The 21469-nt window shown below is 45.8% G+C and carries 2 protein-coding genes; both read right to left on the bottom strand.

The genetic code is table 11. From position 1 onward, the window contains the following. Positions 1 to 18: 18 nt before the first annotated feature. Positions 19 to 10713: an amino acid adenylation domain-containing protein gene (locus NST15_RS01985; protein ID WP_342498791.1), complete on the bottom strand. Its 10695-nt coding sequence runs from the start codon at positions 10711 to 10713 to the stop codon at positions 19 to 21. 19 nt (positions 10714 to 10732) lie between these two features. Continuing rightward, a complete protein-coding gene (locus NST15_RS01980) occupies positions 10733 to 21448 on the bottom strand; it encodes an amino acid adenylation domain-containing protein (RefSeq protein ID WP_342498790.1) in 10716 nt (3571 codons plus the stop codon). Between the last annotated feature and the right edge of the window lie 21 nt (positions 21449 to 21469).

Genomic DNA, 21469 nt, shown 5'->3' with positions numbered 1-21469 from the left:
ATGACTGATCTAGTGGTGTTAGGTCAATTTCTCCTCGAGCATGTCAAAGATATCGTCCATTTCATCCATTTCAAGGTCTGCAGCCGAGAAGTCACTTGGCGTAAATTCTCGCTCTTGATGCGCTAAGCAATGGGTGATGATGGATCTGATTTTCTCCTTCAACAATGCGATGAACTGCTGTATCGTTTGTTCTTCATATTCACTTGCACAATATGAGCACGACAGAATGAATTGATTGTGCCGAACAAGACCGCTGAGGTTCAGCTTATAAACAGCTTCTGATTCAGGGCTTGCTTGACGGCCCATATCATAGGTTGAGGGCCCAAAGAGTTCTGTCGTCACTTCCTGATCAATCTGCCCGAGATAGTTCAAGCTGATTTCAGGCTGCACATGTTTGACTGACGGTTCGGATGGTCTCATGTATCTTAAAATACCGTAACCAATCCCTTTATTCGGTACACGCCGCAGCATCTCTTTCGTTCCTTTGATAGCATCTGCAATGGTCTGATTCGGTTTCGCTTCAAGAACGACTGGATACATGCTCGTAAACCAGCCAACTGTACGGGATATATCTAATCCTGATAAAATGTCCTCTCTTCCATGACCTTCAAGCTGTACATGTACATGAGATTGTCCTGTCCATTCCTGAACGGCCAGCCCGAGCGCACATAGAAGAATATCATTCATTTCTGTTGTGTACGGAAGATGGATATTCGTTAACAGATGCTCGGTTTCTGCTTCTGTCAACTGCATTTTGACCGCTTTCGTATCTGCGACTTTTCTTTCTTTTACTTCATGGTCAACAGGTAAAGTCGTAAACGGTCTATTTTCAATCGCTGCCCAATACTCCTTCTGGTTTTTTAGCAGCTGTGACTGCGCGTATCGTTCAACCGCTTCTGCCCATTCTTTGAAAGAGTGTGTTTTTGGCGGCAGAACCATCGTTTCTCCTTTTTCTGCCTGATGATAAAGAGACATAAAGTCTTCTAGTAAAATCCGGCATGAAACGCCGTCAATCACTAGATGATGTGTGATCATGAGTAAGTGATCACCGTTTTCTGTATGGAAACAAATCACTTTCATCAACGGACCTTTTTCAAGATTCAGTTGACGCTGATACTCATTGGCGTATGTGGAAATCGCCTGTTTCACATCTTGCGCTTTTGAAACATCACAAGAAATAATTGAAAATGGTTCTGTCAGCTCCCGCTGATTGTATTGCAGCATGTCATCATGCTCTTGTCTGAACACCATGCGCAGTGCATCATGATGTGAGAGCAGTCTTTGCAGAACTTGTTCTGTGACATCCAAGTCAAACCCTTTTGGTGCATGAAGCATCATTGAGAGATTCCAGTGGTGCTGGTGATCAAAGTTCCGTTCAAAGAACCAGCGCTGAATTGGTGTCAAAATAACCTCTCCTTCTACAGCTGACTGATCGGCTGTGAGAAGGTCCGCTTCTTCGATATATGGGCGGAGCTCCGCAATTGTTGGGTATTGGAAAAGTAGCTTCATATCGAGCTTCCAGCCCTCTTGCGTGAGTCTGCTTGCCATTTGAATGCCTTTAATCGAATCTCCGCCAAGGAAGAAGAAATGGTCGTGAATACCGACTTGGCTGACGCCAAGCACATCTTCCCAAATGCCGCAAAGCAGTGCTTCCACTTCATCTCTTGGCGCTTCGTATGCTGTTTGATTCGCTTCCACATCAGGTGCTGGCAGTGCTTTGAGATCTACTTTTCCATTTGCCGTCATCGGCAGTTGGTCTAGCTTGATGATCCATGATGGCACCATATATTCAGGCAAGGTACGCTTTAAGCTTTCTTTCAAAGTGCCCGTTTCTTCATCTGTGATGACGTAAGCAACAAGAGCGTCTTGATCACTCGCGTCTTTGACCGTTGTCACGACGGCTTCTTTCACTTCATTTAGCGCAAGGAGCTGCGCTTCAATTTCTGACAGCTCAATCCGGAATCCGCGGATGCTCACTTGATGGTCTTTTCTACCGAGATAGATCAGTTCGCCATCCTCTGTCCACTTCACCAAGTCACCTGTACGGTACATGCGCTCTCCTGGATAAAACGGATCTGGGACAAACCGTTTGTCCGTTTCCTCTGGGAGATTCCAGTAGCCTCTTGCCAGTCCTTTCCCCGCAATCACGAGCTCACCCGGTACGCCTTGCGGCGAGAGGTCATATAACGAACCCATAATGTAAAAACGAGTATTGGCAATCGCTGTTCCGATAGGAAGCGTGCCTTGATCTGGATCAATGATCCCGCTTGTCGCCACGACCGTATTTTCTGTTGGGCCGTAGTTATTGACGAGTTTGTATGGAACGGGCTTCACCTGTTTCAGCTTGTCCCCGCCTGTCAGTAAGTAACGGAGAGAATGATTGTCCATCGACATAAACTGCTCACATAGCTGTGTTGGCAGGAATGCAATGGTGATGCCTTCGTGATTAAAATACGAATTGAGCTTGATCATATCGAGGCGAATCGCTTCATCGATGATATGGAGCTCTGCGCCGGCGATCCACGTCGGGAACATCTCCCAAATGGAGGCATCAAAGCCAAAGCCGGCATATTTGGCGGTTCGGTCTTGTTTCGTCACCTGGAAAGCATCATTGTGCCAAAAAGCAAGATTGACAAGAGACTGATGCTCGACCATGACACCCTTCGGCTGTCCAGTCGTTCCAGATGTGTAAATCATATAAGCGAGATCCGTTGGTTTGACAGGAACCTGAATCTCGTGCGCTTCTCCTTCTACTGCCTCTTCTATGAAGAGGGTATGACCTGTGAAAGAACGTGGTGCAGTGAGCTCTTTCTGAATCAGAAGGACCTCTGCCCCGCCGTCTTCCAGCATGTAGGCAATGCGCTGCGCTGGATAATCGGCATCAATCGGCACGAATGCCGCACCTGCCTTGAGAACTCCGAGAACAGCGGCTGTCATCTCGAGCGATGGACGCGTGAGAATGCCGATGCGGTCTCCCGGTTTTGTGCCGGTGGAAATGAGTCTTGCGGCGACTGTATTCGCCCGGTTGTTCAGTTCTTCATACGTCCAGCTTGTGCCGCAGAAAGTTGCGGCTTTTTGATGAGGTACTTCTTGCGACTTCGTCTCAATCAATGCATGAACCGTTTGATCTGTCGGGACATTTAGGATAGGACCTGACCATTCATCAAGCAGATGTCGCTCTTCTTCTTTGGTTAAGATGGAGATGGTTGAGATCGGCTGATTCAATTTCGCGATCATTTCGTCTATGATCCGCTCAAAATATTGACTCCATCGCTGAATGGTACTCTTTTTAAATAGTGCCTCTGCATATTCAAAGCGCAAGCCCACTTGATCTTGTTCCTCAAAGACACCGAGCGTTAAATCAAACTTTGCCTGAACGGCTTCTTGCTGTTTGTGCGAAAGCGTAAGTCCATTCAAATTCGGTAACGTCAGATCACGCTCATCCGTTGTCATCATGACACTAAACAACGGGTTGCGGCTCGTGTCTTTCGGAAGGTCTAACTGCGCGACCAAATCCTCAAATGGGAATCCTTGATGTTCATAAGCTGATAGATTGTGATTTCTTATTTTTTCTATCAGATGCTCTGCAGTTTCTTCTAACTGAACGTCATGTCGAAGGGCAAGTGTATTCACAAACATGCCCGGAATCCGTTCGATTGACGCATGTGTACGGCCAGCCGTTACAGCACCTATGACGATGTCATGCTGCCCAGTCAATTTATGAAGGAGAATGGCAAAGGCCGTTTGCATCACCATGTTCAAGCTCACATTTTTTTCAGCCATGAGCGCTTTGACATGCTGCGCCTTTTCAGCAGACAGCCATCTATCCACCCGGTCTCCTGCAAATGACTGCACGCTAGGCCGCGGGAAATCAAGCGGAAGTGCTAAGTCTTCTGGCGGCTGTGCATATTGCTCCAGCCAATACTGCCGTTGTTTTTCAAGTGCTGCTTGCTGTTCATCCTCTTGCTGCCATACCGCATAATCCTTGTAGTGCAACTGAACTGGCGGTAACGTCTTATGCTCATACAACTCCGCTAATTCTTGAATGAGCAGACTGCGTGTCACCCCGTCTGAGATGATATGGTGCATATCCATCATGAACACATATTTATCATCAGACAGCTTTGCCACTTTCGCCCTCATTAGAGGTGCTTGATGTAATGAGAATGGTGTCATGAAGTTGTCTACGACGGATTGTACCTGATCGCTTTCTACTTCAACCATCTGTAACGTAAACGGCACACGGCGATAAATTTTTTGGACGGGACTGCCGTCAATTTCAACAAAGGCTGTCCGCAATGACTCATGTCTATCAATTAAAGCTTGAATCGCTCCTTCTAGCTGCTTCAGATCAAGGTTTCCTTCCATCATGAAAACGGCTGGCATATGGTAGGTGACGGATTCTGGATGCAGCTGCTGTAATACGTACATTCGCTTTTGTGCGGAAGAGACTGGATAGAAATCTTGCTTTTCCGCTGGCTGAATGGATGTAACGAGCGAAGCATCAGCTTCTTCCAAATAGGCAGCTATCTCCCGTATTGTTGGCTTTTCAAAAAGAACCTTGAGTGGAACATGCTGATTCAGTTTGGCTTGCATGTTCGAAATGAGCACCATGCCTTTCAGAGAATGCCCGCCTAATTCAAAGAAATGGTCATCAATGCCGACTTTTTCAATCTCAAGAACATCTGACCACATATCACAAAGCGTCTGCTCAAGCGCCGTTTCAGGTGCTGCGTGTGCCGTGCGGTTCATATGTGCCTCATGAGGAAGCGGCAGAGATTTTGCATCTACTTTTCCGTTTTGTGTCAGCGGCATATGATCAACTTTGACAAAATAAGTAGGAATCATGTAATCCGGCAGTGTCTCTGAAAGCTTTTCTCTAAATGCCAGCGTCCCAATGTGATCAGGTGCTGTATAATATAACGCCAACTCCGGTAAACGGGATGTGTTGATTACTTTGACATATACTTTTTGAATGTTTGAAAGGGCACGTGCGGCATGCTCAATTTCTTGTTTCTCAATTCGATAACCGCGAATTTTCACTTGATCGTCTACTCTTCCAAGGAATTCAATCTCCCCATTAGCATGCTGTCTAACCAAATCTCCCGTTCGATACATCCGCTCTTGAGGGAAATAAGGATTTTCAAGAAAACGCTCCGCTGTTAATTCAGGCTGATTCAAATAACCTTTTGAAACACCATCACCTGAAATGTAGAGCTCACCCGGTGCGCCATAAGGGACAAGACGCTGCTCGTGATTGCATACGAGCGCTCTTGTATGAGCAATAGGCTTTCCGATGATAGAACGCTCCTTTAAAGCATCCAGCTCATGCGGTGTCATTAGCTTGCTCACTGTACCAATCGTTGTTTCTGTCGGACCGTAATGGTTCATCACTGCCACGCATGGATGCTGCTTCATAAATGTTTCAACATCTTCAGAGACAATCGGTTCTCCTCCCAATACCACAAGCCGTAAAGCGTCAAATGTATATCCCTTTGAATCTGCCATCATATGAAATAAGGATGGTGTCATTTTGATATAAGTCAGCTCTTGTTCATCAATAAAACGCATGAGACGTACAGGGTCTGTATACACGTCTTCACGAGGAATATAGAGTGTCCCGCCTGCTTTTAGAACCGGGAAAATGCTTGTGTAACCAAGGTCGTATGCATAAGAAGACAGGAGTGCCGTTCGATCGCATTCTTGTAAAGTCACTTCATGTGTCAACCAATTGACGTAGTGTGATAGATTACGATGCGTGAGCTGTACACCCTTTGGCTTCCCTGTTGTTCCAGATGTGTAAATCACATAAGCCAGTTGATCAACCGATACGTCCGGCAGGTCTAGAGAATCGTTTCGTTGGACGGCTTTCTCCACATGTACGACCTGAATCGACTTGAGATGCTGATAGGAATCGCCAAGAGACTCATTTGCCACGATGACTTTTGCCCCTGAATCTTTTAATGTGTAACGAATACGTTCTTCAGGAAAAGCTGGATCAATTGGTACAAATGCACCGCCCGCTTTCATTACACCTAGCATCGAGACAATGACATAGACAGAGCGATCAAGAATAAGTGCGACTGTGCTTTCTTTCTCTACGCCTTGCATCTTCAGCTCACTGCAAAGAGCATTGGACATGTGATCTAGTTCACGGTAGGTCAGCTTCCTTTCACCATCCATCACCGCAATGGCATCAGGCGTTTCCATGGCTTGACGTGAAAATTGCACATGGTACGGCTCATGTTGACCTGTTTGTTCTCCATCCCTTTTCTCCAGCCGCTCCATTTGCTCATGCTGATCCAAGAGGTTGAACAAGCCAATTTGTTCATTCGGATGCTGGACCGCCTCACGAATAATCGCAAGAAGATGTGTTCCGAACCGGCGGATGGTTTCCTCTTTAAATAATGCCGTTGCATAGTCTAGGCTTAGTTTTATTTCTCCCTCACGTTCAAATGCTTCTAGAGACAGATCAAATTTGACGGATCGGTGCTGCATCGCATAAGGCGAAATGTTCAGATCGCCGAGCTTTAGTGCAGGAACATCCATGTTCTGCATATTAAACGAAACACTAAAGAGCGGGCTTCGGGTTGTATCACGATCAAGCGGCAGACGCGCGATTAACTCTTCGAGCGGATAGCTTTGATGTGCAAAAGCATCTACACTCGTTTCTTTTATTTCTTCAAGCAGCTGTAAAAATGACTTTGTTTGTTCCGGTTTCCCGCGCATCGCAATGGTATTGATGAACATCCCCGGCATGTCCTGAATATCTGGATGTGTTCGCCCCGCAACAGGAGATCCGACAATGATATCTTCCTGTCCGCTGTAGGATGCGAGCAGCACTTGAAATGCTGATAACAAGAACATGTACAGCGTCGTATCTGTATTCTTGAGCAGCTCATGAATACGCTGAGTCGTCGCTTGATCACAGCCAAACATCACCCGTTCTCCAGAAAAATCACGTTCCACTGGACGCGGGTAGTCTGTCGGCAAATCTAAAACCGGTACATCTCCATCGAATTGTTTCAGCCAATACGTTTCATGCGCACGCTGTTTCTCTGTTTCTTCTTCACTTAACTGCCAGACAGCGTAATCTTTATAATGAATGGCTCTTTCTGCAAGTGCCTCTCCATCATAGGCTTTCGCCAAATCCTGAATGAACGTCTTCATGGAACTGCCATCTGTAATCAGGTGATGTGCTTCCAGAACTAAAAGATGACGGTCGTCACTCACTTTGAGCAGCTGTGCCCGCAAGAGGGGAGCGGCTGTCAAATCAAACGGCGCCTGACGTTCAGCAAGAAATGCCTCAGCCTCTTCTTCCTTTACATCATGGACAGGGAGGTCAAATACCGCTCGTTCATGTACCCTTTGGACGATGTTCTCGCCTTTCATATGAAAACTCGTTCTTAAGATTTCATGCGTTTGAATCAACTCATCAAATGCTGAGGTGAGCCGCTGATGATCGAGCGTACCTTCAAGCGTTAAGACGATCGGAATATGATAGTTCGTACTCTTAGGTTCAAGTGTTTGTAAAATGTATAAGCGCCGCTGAGCTGGTGACACTGGGTAGTCCTCCGCCTTCGCTGCGGGTAAGATCGGATGTCCATGTTCTTCTTGACTGTCCTGGTCAATGTATGCCGCAAGCGATCGAACCGTTGGCTTTTCGAATATCACTTGAATCGGAACTTCCTTTTGGAACACTTCTTGGATTTTGGCTGACATCATCATTGCTTTGAGTGAATGTCCGCCAGTCATGAAGAAATGCTCATCTATTCCCACCGCTTTCCCAAGCAGTTCCTCCCAAATTTGAGCAAGCGCCTTTTCCGTCTCGGTTTCAGGTGGAATGATCCTGATTTCTTCACGATCAGCTTCGTCAGGCGTTGGTAAAGCTTTTCGATCGACCTTTCCGTTTGCTGTAAGCGGAAAAGCATCTAGCTTCATGACGTGATGAGGTACCATATATGCTGGCAGTACTTGATGAAATAGAGCCCGCACTTCTTCTTCTGTGATCGTTCCCGTATAGTAAGCGGTCATTTCTTTTTCTTCTGAAGGAGACTCATGGATGAGCACAACCGCATCATCGATCCCTGTCTCTTGTTGAAGAACCGTTTCAATTTCACCGAGCTCAATACGGAAGCCGCGGATTTTCACTTGATCATCTGTCCGTCCGAGAAATTCGATTTGACCATTTGAACCGTACCTAGCCAAATCTCCTGTTCGATACAAACGCCCTTCTGCCTTGAAAGGATCAGCGATAAATGCTTGCTCTGTTAATTCTGGACGATGGAGATATCCTCTTGAGACACCGTCTCCGCCGACATACAGCTCTCCTGGCGCGCCAATTGGCTGAAGTCTTTGATTGTCATCTAAAATGTAAGCGGTCGAATGATTGATCGGCTGACCAATTGGAATCGTGCCCGTTTCATCCCCTCTCACCTCATAAATGGTTGAGATGGTGGTGTTTTCTGTTGGGCCATACGCATTCAGTAAAACAAGTGATGGATGGTTTTTCTTCACAAGCTCTGCACTTTTCACATTGATCACATCACCGCCTGTGATCAATTTGGACAATCCTTTAAACATATGCGGCCGCTGCTGAGCGAGTTGATTAAACAAACCTGTCGTTAAAAAGAGCGCCGAGATTTGATTCGTTTGGATAAATCGTTCAAACCGGTTGATGTCTAATAACGTGTCACGGTCAACAGGATAAAGCGTTGCACCGTTCAGCAGTGTTGTAAAAATTTCAAAGGTAATGGCATCAAAGCTGACTGCTCCTGTATGTGCCATACGATCCGACTTGTTCAAGCCCAGTGTCTCCTGAGAACATGCCAATCTGACAATATGCTGATGCTCAATTTGAACACCTTTTGGCTGGCCGGTTGACCCCGACGTGTACATGATATATGCCAATTGCGAAGGAGAGGTCTCGACTTCCAATGGTACGATTGACTGATTCGATATGTCTGACACATGAACGGCTTGGATGCTTTCATGAACTGGCGGCTGGCTGTCCGCATAGAGCAACACGGATGCACCGCTGTCTTCAAGCATAAAGCGGATTCTCTCCTCTGGCTGGGCTGGATCAATTGGTACATAAGCAGCCCCTGCTTGAAGAACCGCTAAAATGGCGATCACTGCTTCAGCAGATCGATTCATATACACTGCGACGGCATCTTCTTGTTTCACTCCGCTATCAATCAAATGTCCCGCAACACGATGGATTTCTTGGCCGAGCTCTTCATAGGTGAATGCCCGCTCTCCTTCGACTAACGCCAGATGGTCTGGTTGCGTTTGAATGCGTTCTTTAAGAATCTCAGGAATAGACAGATGCTTTGGATAATCTCGTTCTGTCTTGTTCCATGCTTCAATCTGCTGTTTTTCTTCTTCGGTGATACACGTCACGTCATGAAGGCGAACTTCCGGATTTTCGATGATCTGCTTCATGAGATTAGTGAGGTGTTTCGATATTTTTTCAATGACCTCTTCTTCAAAAGCCACCGCATTGTATTTGATTTTCAATGTCCATGTTTCACCTGGATATACGAGGACATTTAGATCGAAATTCGTTTGTTCAAATCCGTCTTTTACATCAATGGAAAACCCTAGACGTTCCGACATGGTGTCACCAGATAGCTCTTGATCTAAAGGATAGTTCTCAAACCCGACCAAGTGATCGAAGAGTTGTCCTCCTGCAGCTGTCTGTTGCTGAATGTCATAAAGCGGCATAAAATCATAGTTTTCCGCTTCCAGCGCATGCTGCTGAACTTTTTGAAACAGCTGTTTAAAGGTGTCTTCCTGATTCATTTCTACCCTGACCGGTATTGTATTGATAAAAAGCCCTGCCATCTGTTCAATACCAGCCACACTTGGCGGCCTGCCAGATACGACTGTTCCGAAAGTGATATCATTTGCCGCATGGTAAGTGCCTAAAAGAACCGACCAAACAGCCTGGAATAGATTTGGTGCTGTCACTTGGCAATTCCTTGCGATCTCTTGAATGCTGCTGACCATTTCAGCATCCCATGTGAATGTCCATTCCTGATGGTCATATTGCCCGTTCGCTTCTTTCTGTTGCAAAAGCCCTTGATGCTGAACCGCACCGTCTAAGCGATCCTTCCAATAGCCTTCCGCTGCTTGTTGATTTTGCTTGCCAAGCCACTGGATATAATCTGCATAAGGTTTTCCTTGTGAGCGATCCGGCGTTTTGCCGTTCCGATAAGATTCGTAGTAATGAAACAATTTTTTCATCAAAACTCCCATGGACCAACCATCCATGATGATGTGATGGTTGCTCCAAATGAGATGCCAGTTTGTTTCATTCAGTTGAAAAACAGCGACCTTCAATAACACATCATTCGTTAAATGGAAGCCTTGCTTTCTCACTTGCTTTTTATATTGATCTAGTACCTTTTGCTGTTCCTGATGATTCAGGTGAGATAGATTCTCTCTATACACATCTAGATTGCGCTCTGCCAGTACAACCTGACGAGGCTTCTGTAATTGCTGATAGACAAAGGCTGTACGGAGAATGTCATATGTGCCGATGAGCTCATTGAGACTTTTTTCAAAAAGATCGAGATCAAATTCCCCTCTTATTCCAAGCTCCAGCTGTGTGAAATAAGAGAAAGAATTAGGGTCTAGCATGGCATGATATAACATGCCTTCTTGCATTGGTGTTAAAGGATATACCTTTTGAATCTTCTGTTTGCTCATAGTCCACCTCTTCGTTTGCTTAAAATATATCCATTAGCTTTTCAAGTTCATCCATGGTCAGGTCATCGTCACCTACATCACTAGGCGTAATTTGCGCTTCATCTTGTGATACACAATGTGAGATGAGTGCCTTCACGTTCTTTTCTAAAAGGTCCTTGAACTGCTCCATCGTTTGCTCTTCGAATTCAAGCTGGTGATATGAAATCGTCATATGGAACATGCCCTGTTCTACGAAACCAACAATATCTAATGCATGAGGTTTCTCTGATTCTGGACTTAATGATTGACCTGCCTGCCAAGTGGATCGACTTAGTTCACCCCCGCCAATCTGTTCATCAAACTGACCAAGATAGTTAAAGCTGATATCTGGCATGACATCAAATGCGATACCGTCCTTCATTTTGTCAGGCGTTAAGTATTTTAAAATGCCATAGCCGATTCCCTTGTTCGGAATGTGTCTGAGCTCTTCTTTCAAAAGCTTGATTTGATAGGAAAGATCCTCCGCATGCGACAAATCAAGCAGCACAGGATACATGCTCGTAAACCAGCCGATGGTCCGCGACACATTGACCGCCGGAAGGATGTCTTCCCTTCCATGTCCTTCAAGATGAATAAAGTGTCTGTCTTCTCCTGTCCACTCTTTCAGGGTCAATCCCAATGCGGCCAGCAAAATGTCATTGATTTCCGTGTGGTACGCCTCATGTACTTCTGTCAGTAGGCTGCGTGTTTCTTCCTCAGACAGCGTAAAGCGAATGGTTTTTGTATACAGCATTCTTTGATCCTCTGTAACATGATCCTTTTGCAGAGGTGCAGTTAAATGCCCAAGTACCTTTTTCCAATAGTCCCTTTCTGCCAGCAGATCATCTGACACTGCATATTCCGTCAACTTCTGGGCATATGCTTGGAATGAATGTGTTTTTTCAGGAAGTGTCAGCTCCTCCCCACGCTTCGCCTGCTCATAAAGAGCTATGAAGTCTTCAAGGAGAATACGCCATGACACACCATCAATGACAAGATGATGTACAACGAGCAATAAGTGATCTCCATGATCCGTACGGAAAATCGCAGGTTTGACTAATGGTCCCTCTGTTAAAGAAATACTCGCCTGCACTTCATTTGCCAGCTTTTCTACCTGCTGGATTTGCTGTGGTCGTTCTCCTTGTACTTCTACCACGTCCACCGCTACATCGTTTTCGTCTACTCCACGATGACGCTGAATGATGCGTCCTTCTTCTATCGGATAAACCAATCGCAAAGCATCATGATGGGTCATTAACTGCTCGAGCACTTGTTTGACAAGCGCTTCATCCAAACCATTTGCCGCATGGAGCATAACGGACTGATTCCAATGATGTTGGCTGCTGAAGTTCCGTTCAAAGAACCAGCGCTGAATTGGTGTTAAAATGACCTCTCCTTCCACAGGTGATTGATCAGCTGTGAGAAGGTCCGCTTCTTCGATATATGGGCGAAGCTCCGCAATCGTTGGGTATTGGAAAAGCAGCTTCATATCGAGCTTCCAGCCTTCTTGCGTGAGTCTGCTTGCCATTTGGATGCCTTTAATCGAATCTCCGCCAAGGAAGAAGAAATGGTCGTGAATACCGACTTGGCTGACGCCAAGCACATCTTCCCAAATGCCGCAAAGCAGTGCTTCCACTTCATCTCTTGGCGCTTCGTATGCTGTTTGATTCACTTCCATATCAGGTACTGGCAGTGCTTTGAAATCCACTTTTCCATTTGCCGTCATCGGCAGTTGGTCTAGCTTGATGATCCATGATGGCACCATATATTCAGGCAAGGTGCGCTTTAATCTTTCTTTCAAAGTGGCCGTTTCTCCATCTGTGATGGCGTAAGCGACAAGAGCGTCTTGATCACTTGCGTCTTTGACCGTTGTCACGACGGCTTCTTGGACTGAATCCAGCGCAAGGAGCTGCGCTTCAATTTCTGACAGCTCAATACGGAATCCGCGGATGCTCACTTGATGGTCTTTTCTGCCGAGATAGATCAGCTCGCCACCCTCTGTCCATTTCACCAAATCACCTGTACGGTACATGCGCTCTCCTGGATAAAACGGATCTGGGACAAACCGTTTGTCCGTTTCCTCTGGGAGATTCCAATAGCCTCTTGCCAGTCCTTTCCCCGCAATCACGAGCTCACCCGGTACGCCTTGCGGCGAGAGGTCATATAACGAACCCATAATGTAAAAACGAGTATTGGCAATCGCTGTTCCGATAGGAAGCGTGCCTTGATCTGGATCAATGATCCCGCTTGTCGCCACGACCGTATTTTCTGTTGGGCCGTAGTTATTGACGAGTTTGTATGGAACGGGCTTCACCTGTTTCAGCTTGTCCCCGCCTGTCAGTAAGTAACGGAGAGAATGATTGTCCATCGCCATAAACTGCTCACATAGCTGTGTTGGCAGGAACGCAATGGTGATGCCTTCGTGATTAAAATACGAATTGAGCTTGATCATATCGAGGCGAATCGCTTCGTCGATGATATGGAGCTCTGCGCCGGCCATCCACGTCGGGAACATCTCCCAAATGGAGGCATCAAAGCCAAAGCCGGCATATTTGGCGGTTCGGTCTTGTTTCGTCACCTGGAAGGCATCAATGTGCCAGTAGGCGAGATTGACAAGGGACTGGTGCTCGACCATGACACCCTTCGGCTGTCCAGTCGTTCCAGATGTGTAAATCATATAGGCGAGATCCGTTGGCTTGATAGGAACCTGAATCTCGTGCGCTTCTCCTTCTACTGCCTCTTCTATGAAGAGGGTATGACCTGTGAAAGAAGGTGGTGCAGTGAGCTCTTTCTGAATCAGAAGGACCTCTGCCCCGCAATCTTCCAACATGTAGGCAATGCGCTGCGCTGGATAATCGGCATCAATTGGCACGAATGCCGCACCTGCCTTGAGCACACCGAGAACAGCGGCTGTCATCTCGAGCGATGGACGCGTGAGAATGCCGATGCGGTCTCCCGGTTTTGTGCCGCTCGAAATAAGTCTTGCGGCGACTGTATTCGCCCGGTTGTTCAGCTCTTCATACGTCCAGCTTGTGCCGCAGAAGGCAGCGGCTTTTTGATGAGATACTTCCTGCGACTTCGCCTTAATCAATGCATGAACCGTTTGACCTGTCGGAACATCTAGGACAGGTCCTGACCATTCATTAAGTAGTTTTCGCTGCTGCGCTGGTGATAATAATTGCATCTGATCTAATAATTGATCTGGTGCTGACACCATTTGTTCTATCAGGTAAAGGAAATACTCCTTCCACTTCTCAATCGACGACTGCTCAAAGATAGAAGAATTAAAATCAAACACGAGCTCGATTTGATCGTCAGATTCGTTTCCAGTTAAGGTCAAGTCAAATTTGGCTATGTTCTCATTGAATAATTGTGGAACAATGTGAAGTCCATCCATCGACAAGTCACGGATATCTGCATTTTCCATCGAGAACACCACATCAAAGATTGGATGACGGCTTGTGTCGCGAACCGTTTGTACTTGGTCCACCAGTTCTTCAAATGGGTAAAGTTGATGTTCATTTGCCGCTAACACAAGCTCATGAACTGTTGACGCAAATTGAGAAAATGTCTGGTGTCCTTCTGGTTTTGTTCTGAGTGCCAGCGTATTCACAAACATGCCGATGACTGATTGAATATCAGGATGGGTTCTGCCCACCACTGGAGAACCGATCATGATGTCTTCTTGTCTCGAAAGCTTGCTTAAAAGCGTACTGTAGCAAGCAAGTAGCACTGTATACGTTGTACCGTTGAGTGATCTAACCAGCTCATCCAATTGCGCTTTAAGCGCACCGTCTATAGAGAATTCGACGCGGCCCCCTTCAAACGTCTGAACCTTTGGTCTCGGAAGATCCTCAGGCAGCGCCAAAACAGGCAGTTCTCCTTGTAATTGTTCCAGCCAAAACGCCGCTTCAGCCTCTTTTTTCACAAGAGATTCTTCACTGTTTGACCAGACCGCATAATCCTTATATTGAATAGGCAATTCATCAAGTTCGTCTCCTCGATACAAGATCGATAGCTCATCAATTAAAATACCGACAGACGCACCATCTGAAATGATGTGGTGCATATCAATCAACAGATAATGAACACTCTCCGATTCAGACACAAGCCCCACTCTGAGCAGCGGCGCTTTTTCTACATCAAATGGACGGATAAAATCATTCATTAATTGCTGAATGTCTCGGCCTTCCCCTTCGATGTTTTCAATGTTCACAGAAACATTCGTTTCAATTCGCTGAACAGGTTCACCCTGAACGAAGTCAAAGCTCGTACGGAATGCTTCATGACGATGAACAAGCTGGTCAATGGCTTTTTTAAATCGTTTTTTATCAAATACACCTTCAAGCTTTAAAGCAGCTGGCATATGATAGCTCTGCTCGGCATCTGTCATTTTTTGCAGAACAAACAATCTTTTCTGAGCAGATGTCACTGGATAAAAAGCCGCTTCTTCCGCTTTCTCCACTCGCCTGATTTCAGTTCGATCTGTTTGATCCACCGCAAGGGCAAACGCCTCTAAAGTGGGTGATTCAAATAATGTTTTCAACGTACATTCCACATGCATCTCTTCATAGAGCCTGTTCAACATTTTCATGCCGCGCAGTGAATGACCTCCGCATTCAAAGAAATGATCACGTCTGCCGATTTTCGGAAGTTCAAGAACTTCCTCCCAAATGTGTGCCAATATACGCTCTGTATCTGATTGAGGAGGGACGTATTCATTTGCCGCCTGTTCACTCACATCAGGTATCGGTAATGCCCGTCTGTCTACCTTGCCATTCCCCGTTAGTGGCAGCTCGTCTAATTGCATGAAGAAAGCTGGCATCATATAAACAGGGAGTTCTCGTCCTGCTTGCTCACGTAAATCCGACAGTGGAACAGCACCTTCTGCTGTGAAATATGCACACAATGTATCATTTGATAACGCAATGACAACGGCTTCCTTCACTTGCGGATGCTGCAATAGCTGGTGTTCAATTTCGCCAAGCTCGATACGCTGACCTCGAATCTTGACTTGATAATCTATTCGCCCAATGAATTCAATATCTCCATTTGACAGCCATCGTGCGAGATCGCCCGTTTTGTACATGACTTCACCAGATCGGAAAGGATTTTCAACAAACTTTTCGCTCGTTAACTCTGGCTGGCGATAATACCCCTTGACCAGTCCGTCACCTGCGACACAAAGCTCTCCAGCTACTCCCGGCGGCTGCACATGTCCAAACTCATCGACAATATAAACAGCCGTTTGACTCACCGGCTTTCCGATCGGAATCGACAGTGCTTGTTCTTCAATGTGATTCACCGGATAATACGTTGTAAAAATCGTGCTTTCAGAAGGTCCATACATATGAATAAGTTTGTCTTCTCCAACCGTTTCAAGGGCTGCCACAACATGCGGCACAGAAGCACGTTCCCCGCCAAACAGCACTTTTCTGACGTTTTTTAGGCTGCCTTTTTTCATATCAATCAGTAAGTGAAATAGAGCGGTCGTGATCATTAAAATACTGACTTTTTCCTTCTCAATCGCGCCAGAAAGCTCATTCATATTTAAAATGTGATCCTTTGGCAAAACAATGAGTTTCGCTCCGTTCAATAAAGCGCCAAACACATCAAACATAAATGCATCAAATACATAGTTTGAAATGCTCATCACCGTGTCTTCATGATGAATGGTGAGATAACTCGACTGCTTCACTGTTCTCAAAATGTTCCGATGCGTCACCATGTTCCCTTTAGGTTTGCCTGTCGTACCAGATGTATAGGTCAAATTCGCCAAGTCCAAAGGCGAAACACATACAACTGGATTGCTCTCTGACTGCTGATCAACGGCTTGATCTTCTGTTTCTATGATTTTCCCTTCAAACGCAGTAAGCACAGAGCGATGACGTAGCACCTGATGGGTCAGGACAAACTGTGCACCACTATCTGTCAAAAAGTGCTTGATGCGCTCATCAGGGAAGTCAGGATCGATTGGCACATATACACCGCCAGCCTTTAGCACAGCTAAAACCGACAACACCATCTCATTGGAACGTTCAAAGAATAAAGCCGCTGTCATCCCTTTTTCAAAACCATGTTCACGTAAATAATGAGCCAGCTGGTTCGCTCTGTGATTCAGCTCTTGATAAGAAAGAACCACGTCTTTATATTGCAAAGCAGGCTGATGACCGTGCTGCTCTACTTGCGATTCAAATTGCGTCACAATGGTTTCTTCCACAGGATAAGGCGTAGGTAACGGGTTCCACATCTTCAATTGAGCCGCTGCCTCTTGTTCAGACAGTAAGCGGTATGATTGAATCGCTTGCTCCGGCACTTCGACCATCTGCTCCAGAAGATAAACATAATGCTTGAGCAGCTGCTCGGCTGTACTTCGTTTAAATAACGCCGTACTATAATCGAGGACGAAGGAAAGACCATGACTTGACTCCATCGCTTGAAGTGTGAGATCAAACTTTGCAATATGGAAATTGGTTTCCTCAACTTCGACTTTCATCTCTCCAATATGCTGGGCTGTTGAATGATCTGGCGTTAGAGTAAAGACCGTATCAAATAATGGATGGCGGCTAAAATCTCTTTGCACATTTAGCTTTTCAAGCAGCCGCTCGAATGGATATTGCTGATGCTCAAACGCCCTCATCGTCTTTTCCTTTACTTGTTCAATCAACTGCGTCATTGAACCGTTCGGATCTACCTCTGAACGTAAAGCAAGTGTTTGGACAAACATGCCGATCATGTCATTCAAATCTGCATGCACCCGGCCTGCTGTCGGTGTCCCCACAACAAACTCCTTTTGACCTGTGTATTTCGCAAGCAATGTATAGTAAGCAGAAAGCAACACGGTATACAGCGTCGTATGATGATTCGCTGCAAGCTCCTGCAAACGGCCTGTTAACGTCTCATCTATGTTTCTGAGAACGCGGTCTCCAGCGAAAGACTGGACAGCCGGACGCTGATAATCAGTTAGAAGCTGCAAAGCAGGGATATCTCCTGAAAATTCTTTCAGCCAGAATGCTTCATCTATTTGACCGAATTGCTCTGCCTGTTGTTCTTGCCAAACAGCATAATCTTGATATTGAAGCTTCAATGGCGCTTTCACTAATCCCTCATATGCGTCAGACAGCTCACGCAGCATCAAATCAATTGAAAGACCATCTGAAATCAGATGATGCATATCGAAATAGAGAAGATGCTCCTGATCATGTAAAGACTGTAGCCCAACACGCAAAAGCGGAGCCTGCTCAAGATGAAAAGGTCTGACAAATTGACGCATGTTCTCTTCCATCGTGCTGCCTGTCAGCTGTTCTATTTGAAATGGGACGGATGAAGCTACCCGCTGACGAGGGACTCCTTTGACTGTATGAAAAGAAGTTCGCAGCATATCATGACGTGCGATCAGTTTTTCAAAAGCTCCCTCCAACTTCTCTCGTTGCAGCGTTCCTCTTAATTTCACAACGGCAGGCATATGATAGGCGATGCTCTGCTCCAGCTGAGTCACCATATAAACACGCTGCTGCGCTGGTGACAGTGGATAATCGGCGGCAGTCGGTGCTTTCGGTATGACCACTTGTGAAGACTTTTCCGCTTGTACAATATAAACAGCAAGTGCTGCAATCGTTTGCTGTTCAAATAAAACAGATAAAGGGACCTCCACTTGAAAAGCCCGCTGAACGAGTGTAAGAACTTTCATCGCTTTGAGTGAATGCCCGCCTAGGCCAAAGAATGAGTCGTACACACCTATGTTCTCTTGATCAAGAACGTCTTCCCACAAACGAACAAGCTTCGTTTCTACATCGTTTCTAGGCGCTACATAAACAGCACTGACAGCCTTGTCTCCTTTTAATGCAGCAAGCGCACGCCGATCGACTTTCCCACTCACTGTCAGTGGAAATGCCTCAAGCTGCTTGAAATAAAGCGGCATCATATAAGCTGGCAGCTGATGTTTGATAGCGGCTTGCAGGGTGTCCACGGAAAGAAATTCTTGTCGTGCTTGATAGTAAGCACTTAAAGCCTTTCCACCGTCCGGTTCATCCACGACAAGGACAACAGCCTGGTCGACTCCGTCTACCTGCTCCATGACCGCCTCAATTTCACCTGTTTCGATGCGGTAACCTCTTATTTTTACTTGGTCATCTATTCTTCCAAGGTAATCAATTGTGCCGTCTGGAAGCCATCTCACTACATCACCTGTGCGATACATCCGGTCTTCAGGAAAAAATGGATCTGGTCTGAATGCCTTCTCCGTCAATTCAGGCTGATTCACATAGCCCCGTCCAACTCCTATTCCCGCAATGCATAGTTCTCCCACAGCTCCCTGCACCTGTAGTTGTTCATGTTCATTTAAAATATAAATCCGGTGATGGCCCAGTGGCTTTCCAATTGACACATAGCGCTGTTCTGGTGACTTCTGCAGCTCACTGATATCTAGACGGTGAACCGCCGCATCCACACACGTTTCTGTCGGACCATACACATTCCACAAGGTAAAATCCGGCTGGCTGACACGCACAGCTTCAATCAGCGCCTGCGCTGCTTTCGCAGGGAGTGCTTCTCCCCCTATCAGCATATGAGTCAGTGCAAGCCCATCCAAATCAGCTGCAAGTAAAAGCTGCACATGTGCTGGCGTTCCATCTGTTGCCTTAATTTGATGTTCTTTGTAATAAGCCGCTAGCTGTACACCGTTTCGTGTCGTTTCTCTTGGCACAATATGAAGCGTATGTCCAAATAAAAGAGCAGCAAAGATTTGTTTAACAGATGCATCGAAATGGAATGGTGCAAGAAGCGCCACTTGAAGCTGATTTGCCCCCTCATACACTTCGTGATGCAGGGCATGAACCAAATGATGCAGCTGAAGATGCTCGATCATCACTCCCTTCGGCTTTCCAGTCGTACCCGATGTATAAATGAGATAAGCCAAATCCTGTGATGTCGTCTGATCGATCAGCTCAGGCAGCGGACGATCTTCTAATTCCATATGCTGCTGGACAATCATTTTTTCCGCAATGGATGAATATCGCTGAACAAACGATTCTTCTGTTAAAACGATAGAAGCACCGGAATCTTCTACAATAAATTGAATGCGTTCCTCAGGTAATGCCGGATCGATCGGTACATATGCACCGCCAGCTTTTAATATCCCAAAAATGGCAGCCATCGCATCTGCCGTCCGTTCCATTAAAACGGCAACTGGTACATCAACCGAGACACCTTTCATCTGTAAAAATCGTGCCAGTTTGTCCGCTTTTTGATACAGCTCTCCATAAGTGAACGTTCCATTTTCCGCAACCACAGCTGCCCGTTCTGAATACTTTTTAGCTGCCTCATCAAATAAGTGGTGAACTGGTTTCGCTCCTGGTAAATCAAATGCTTCTCCCTTAGATAATTGAAGCAGCTGCTTTTGTTCATCTGCTGGCAGTAAAGAGAGAGCCCCAATCAGCTGATCTGGCTGAGAGACTGCCGCCTCCAGCAAAATAATCAATCGATCAAACAGCTTACTCATATCGGCTTCACTAAATAGGTCTGTACGGTAATCCAAATCAATGGTCAATGTATCTGTATCCCAGCGGTCTTTCACATGAATCGATATATCATTCATTCCGCTTCCACTAAAAATCGGCTCCGTAATGAACGAAAGATTCTCTTTTTTCTGCCACTGCATGACCTGATACTCTAAAGAAATATCAAACAGGCGTCCTGTAAATCCATCTCTTTCCCTTAAATCATTCATGAGCACATTGTAAGGATATTTTTGATGACGCAAGATCTTCATCTGATCCGCCATGACCTGCTTCACGAAATCAAGAAACGTGAGGGATCCTTGCACAGATGCGCGCATCGGAATGGTCGACACAAACATCCCAATCATCTTTTTTTCCTTTGCATTTGTCCGATTGCCCATAAAAGTTCCAAGGACCACATCCTCCATGCCGCTAAATCGGTGCAAGTAAATATAGACAGCGGACATAAACATAGAAAGCATACTGACTTTCTCTTCTTCACAAAAGACTCGAAGCTTCTCCTTTAAAGAATCAGGAATATCCCCTGAAAATCTCTCCGCATGTAAGCTCATCTCGTAACCTTTATGCGGTGTTAAAGAAGCGAAATCTGGAATATTGGAAAATTGCTCGTTCCAAAAAGCTTGGTCTTTCTGAAAACGTTTAGAAGATTCATACGTTTGCTCACTCATGATGTGATCAACGAAGGAAATGTCTTCAATTGGGGAGATGTCTGTCCCCTGCAGCATGTCATGGTATAGATCAATGATTCGGTTTCCCATCAAGATAATTGAAATACCATCAGCCACAATATGATGTGCTTTACAGAACAGCCAGCACTCTTGATCACTGATTTGAAAGACCGTAAATTCAATTAAGGAACGATCAATCAGTTCCATCGGCTCACGAATCTCCTCGTTCGCCCACGCTCTGACTTCCTTTTCACTCCAGCCTTTCACCAAACGAATCGGCTGTTTTTCATATGGCTTGATATATTGAACGGGCTCCTCCTGCTCATGTCGATACACCAGCCTTAAACGAAGAGAATCAGTTTCACGAATGTACGCTTGAAGCACATCAACGATCAAAGAAGGATTTAGACCTGATACCGATCTTAACTTGGCAAACCCACCCAAATTAGAAATACTTGTGCCTGGATAAAATCTTTCCGTGTAGAATACTCGCTTTTGCGCATGTGTTAAGGGGTAATAAACTGTACTCATTCTCATCCTCCGCTCTTCTAT

Source organism: Bacillus sp. FSL R5-0820 (assembly GCF_038593385.1).
Taxonomy (GTDB): Bacteria; Bacillota; Bacilli; order Bacillales; family Bacillaceae; genus Bacillus; species Bacillus altitudinis.
The sequence above is the reverse complement of the archived record's forward strand: the minus strand, read 5'-3'. Positions and strand labels throughout refer to the sequence as shown.

Coding starts and splice junctions, on each gene's coding strand:
- NST15_RS01985 (WP_342498791.1), bottom strand. CDS start 10,713: ATGAGCAAACAGAAGATTCAAAAGGTATATCCTTTAACACCAATGCAA.
- NST15_RS01980 (WP_342498790.1), bottom strand. CDS start 21,448: ATGAGTACAGTTTATTACCCCTTAACACATGCGCAAAAGCGAGTATTC.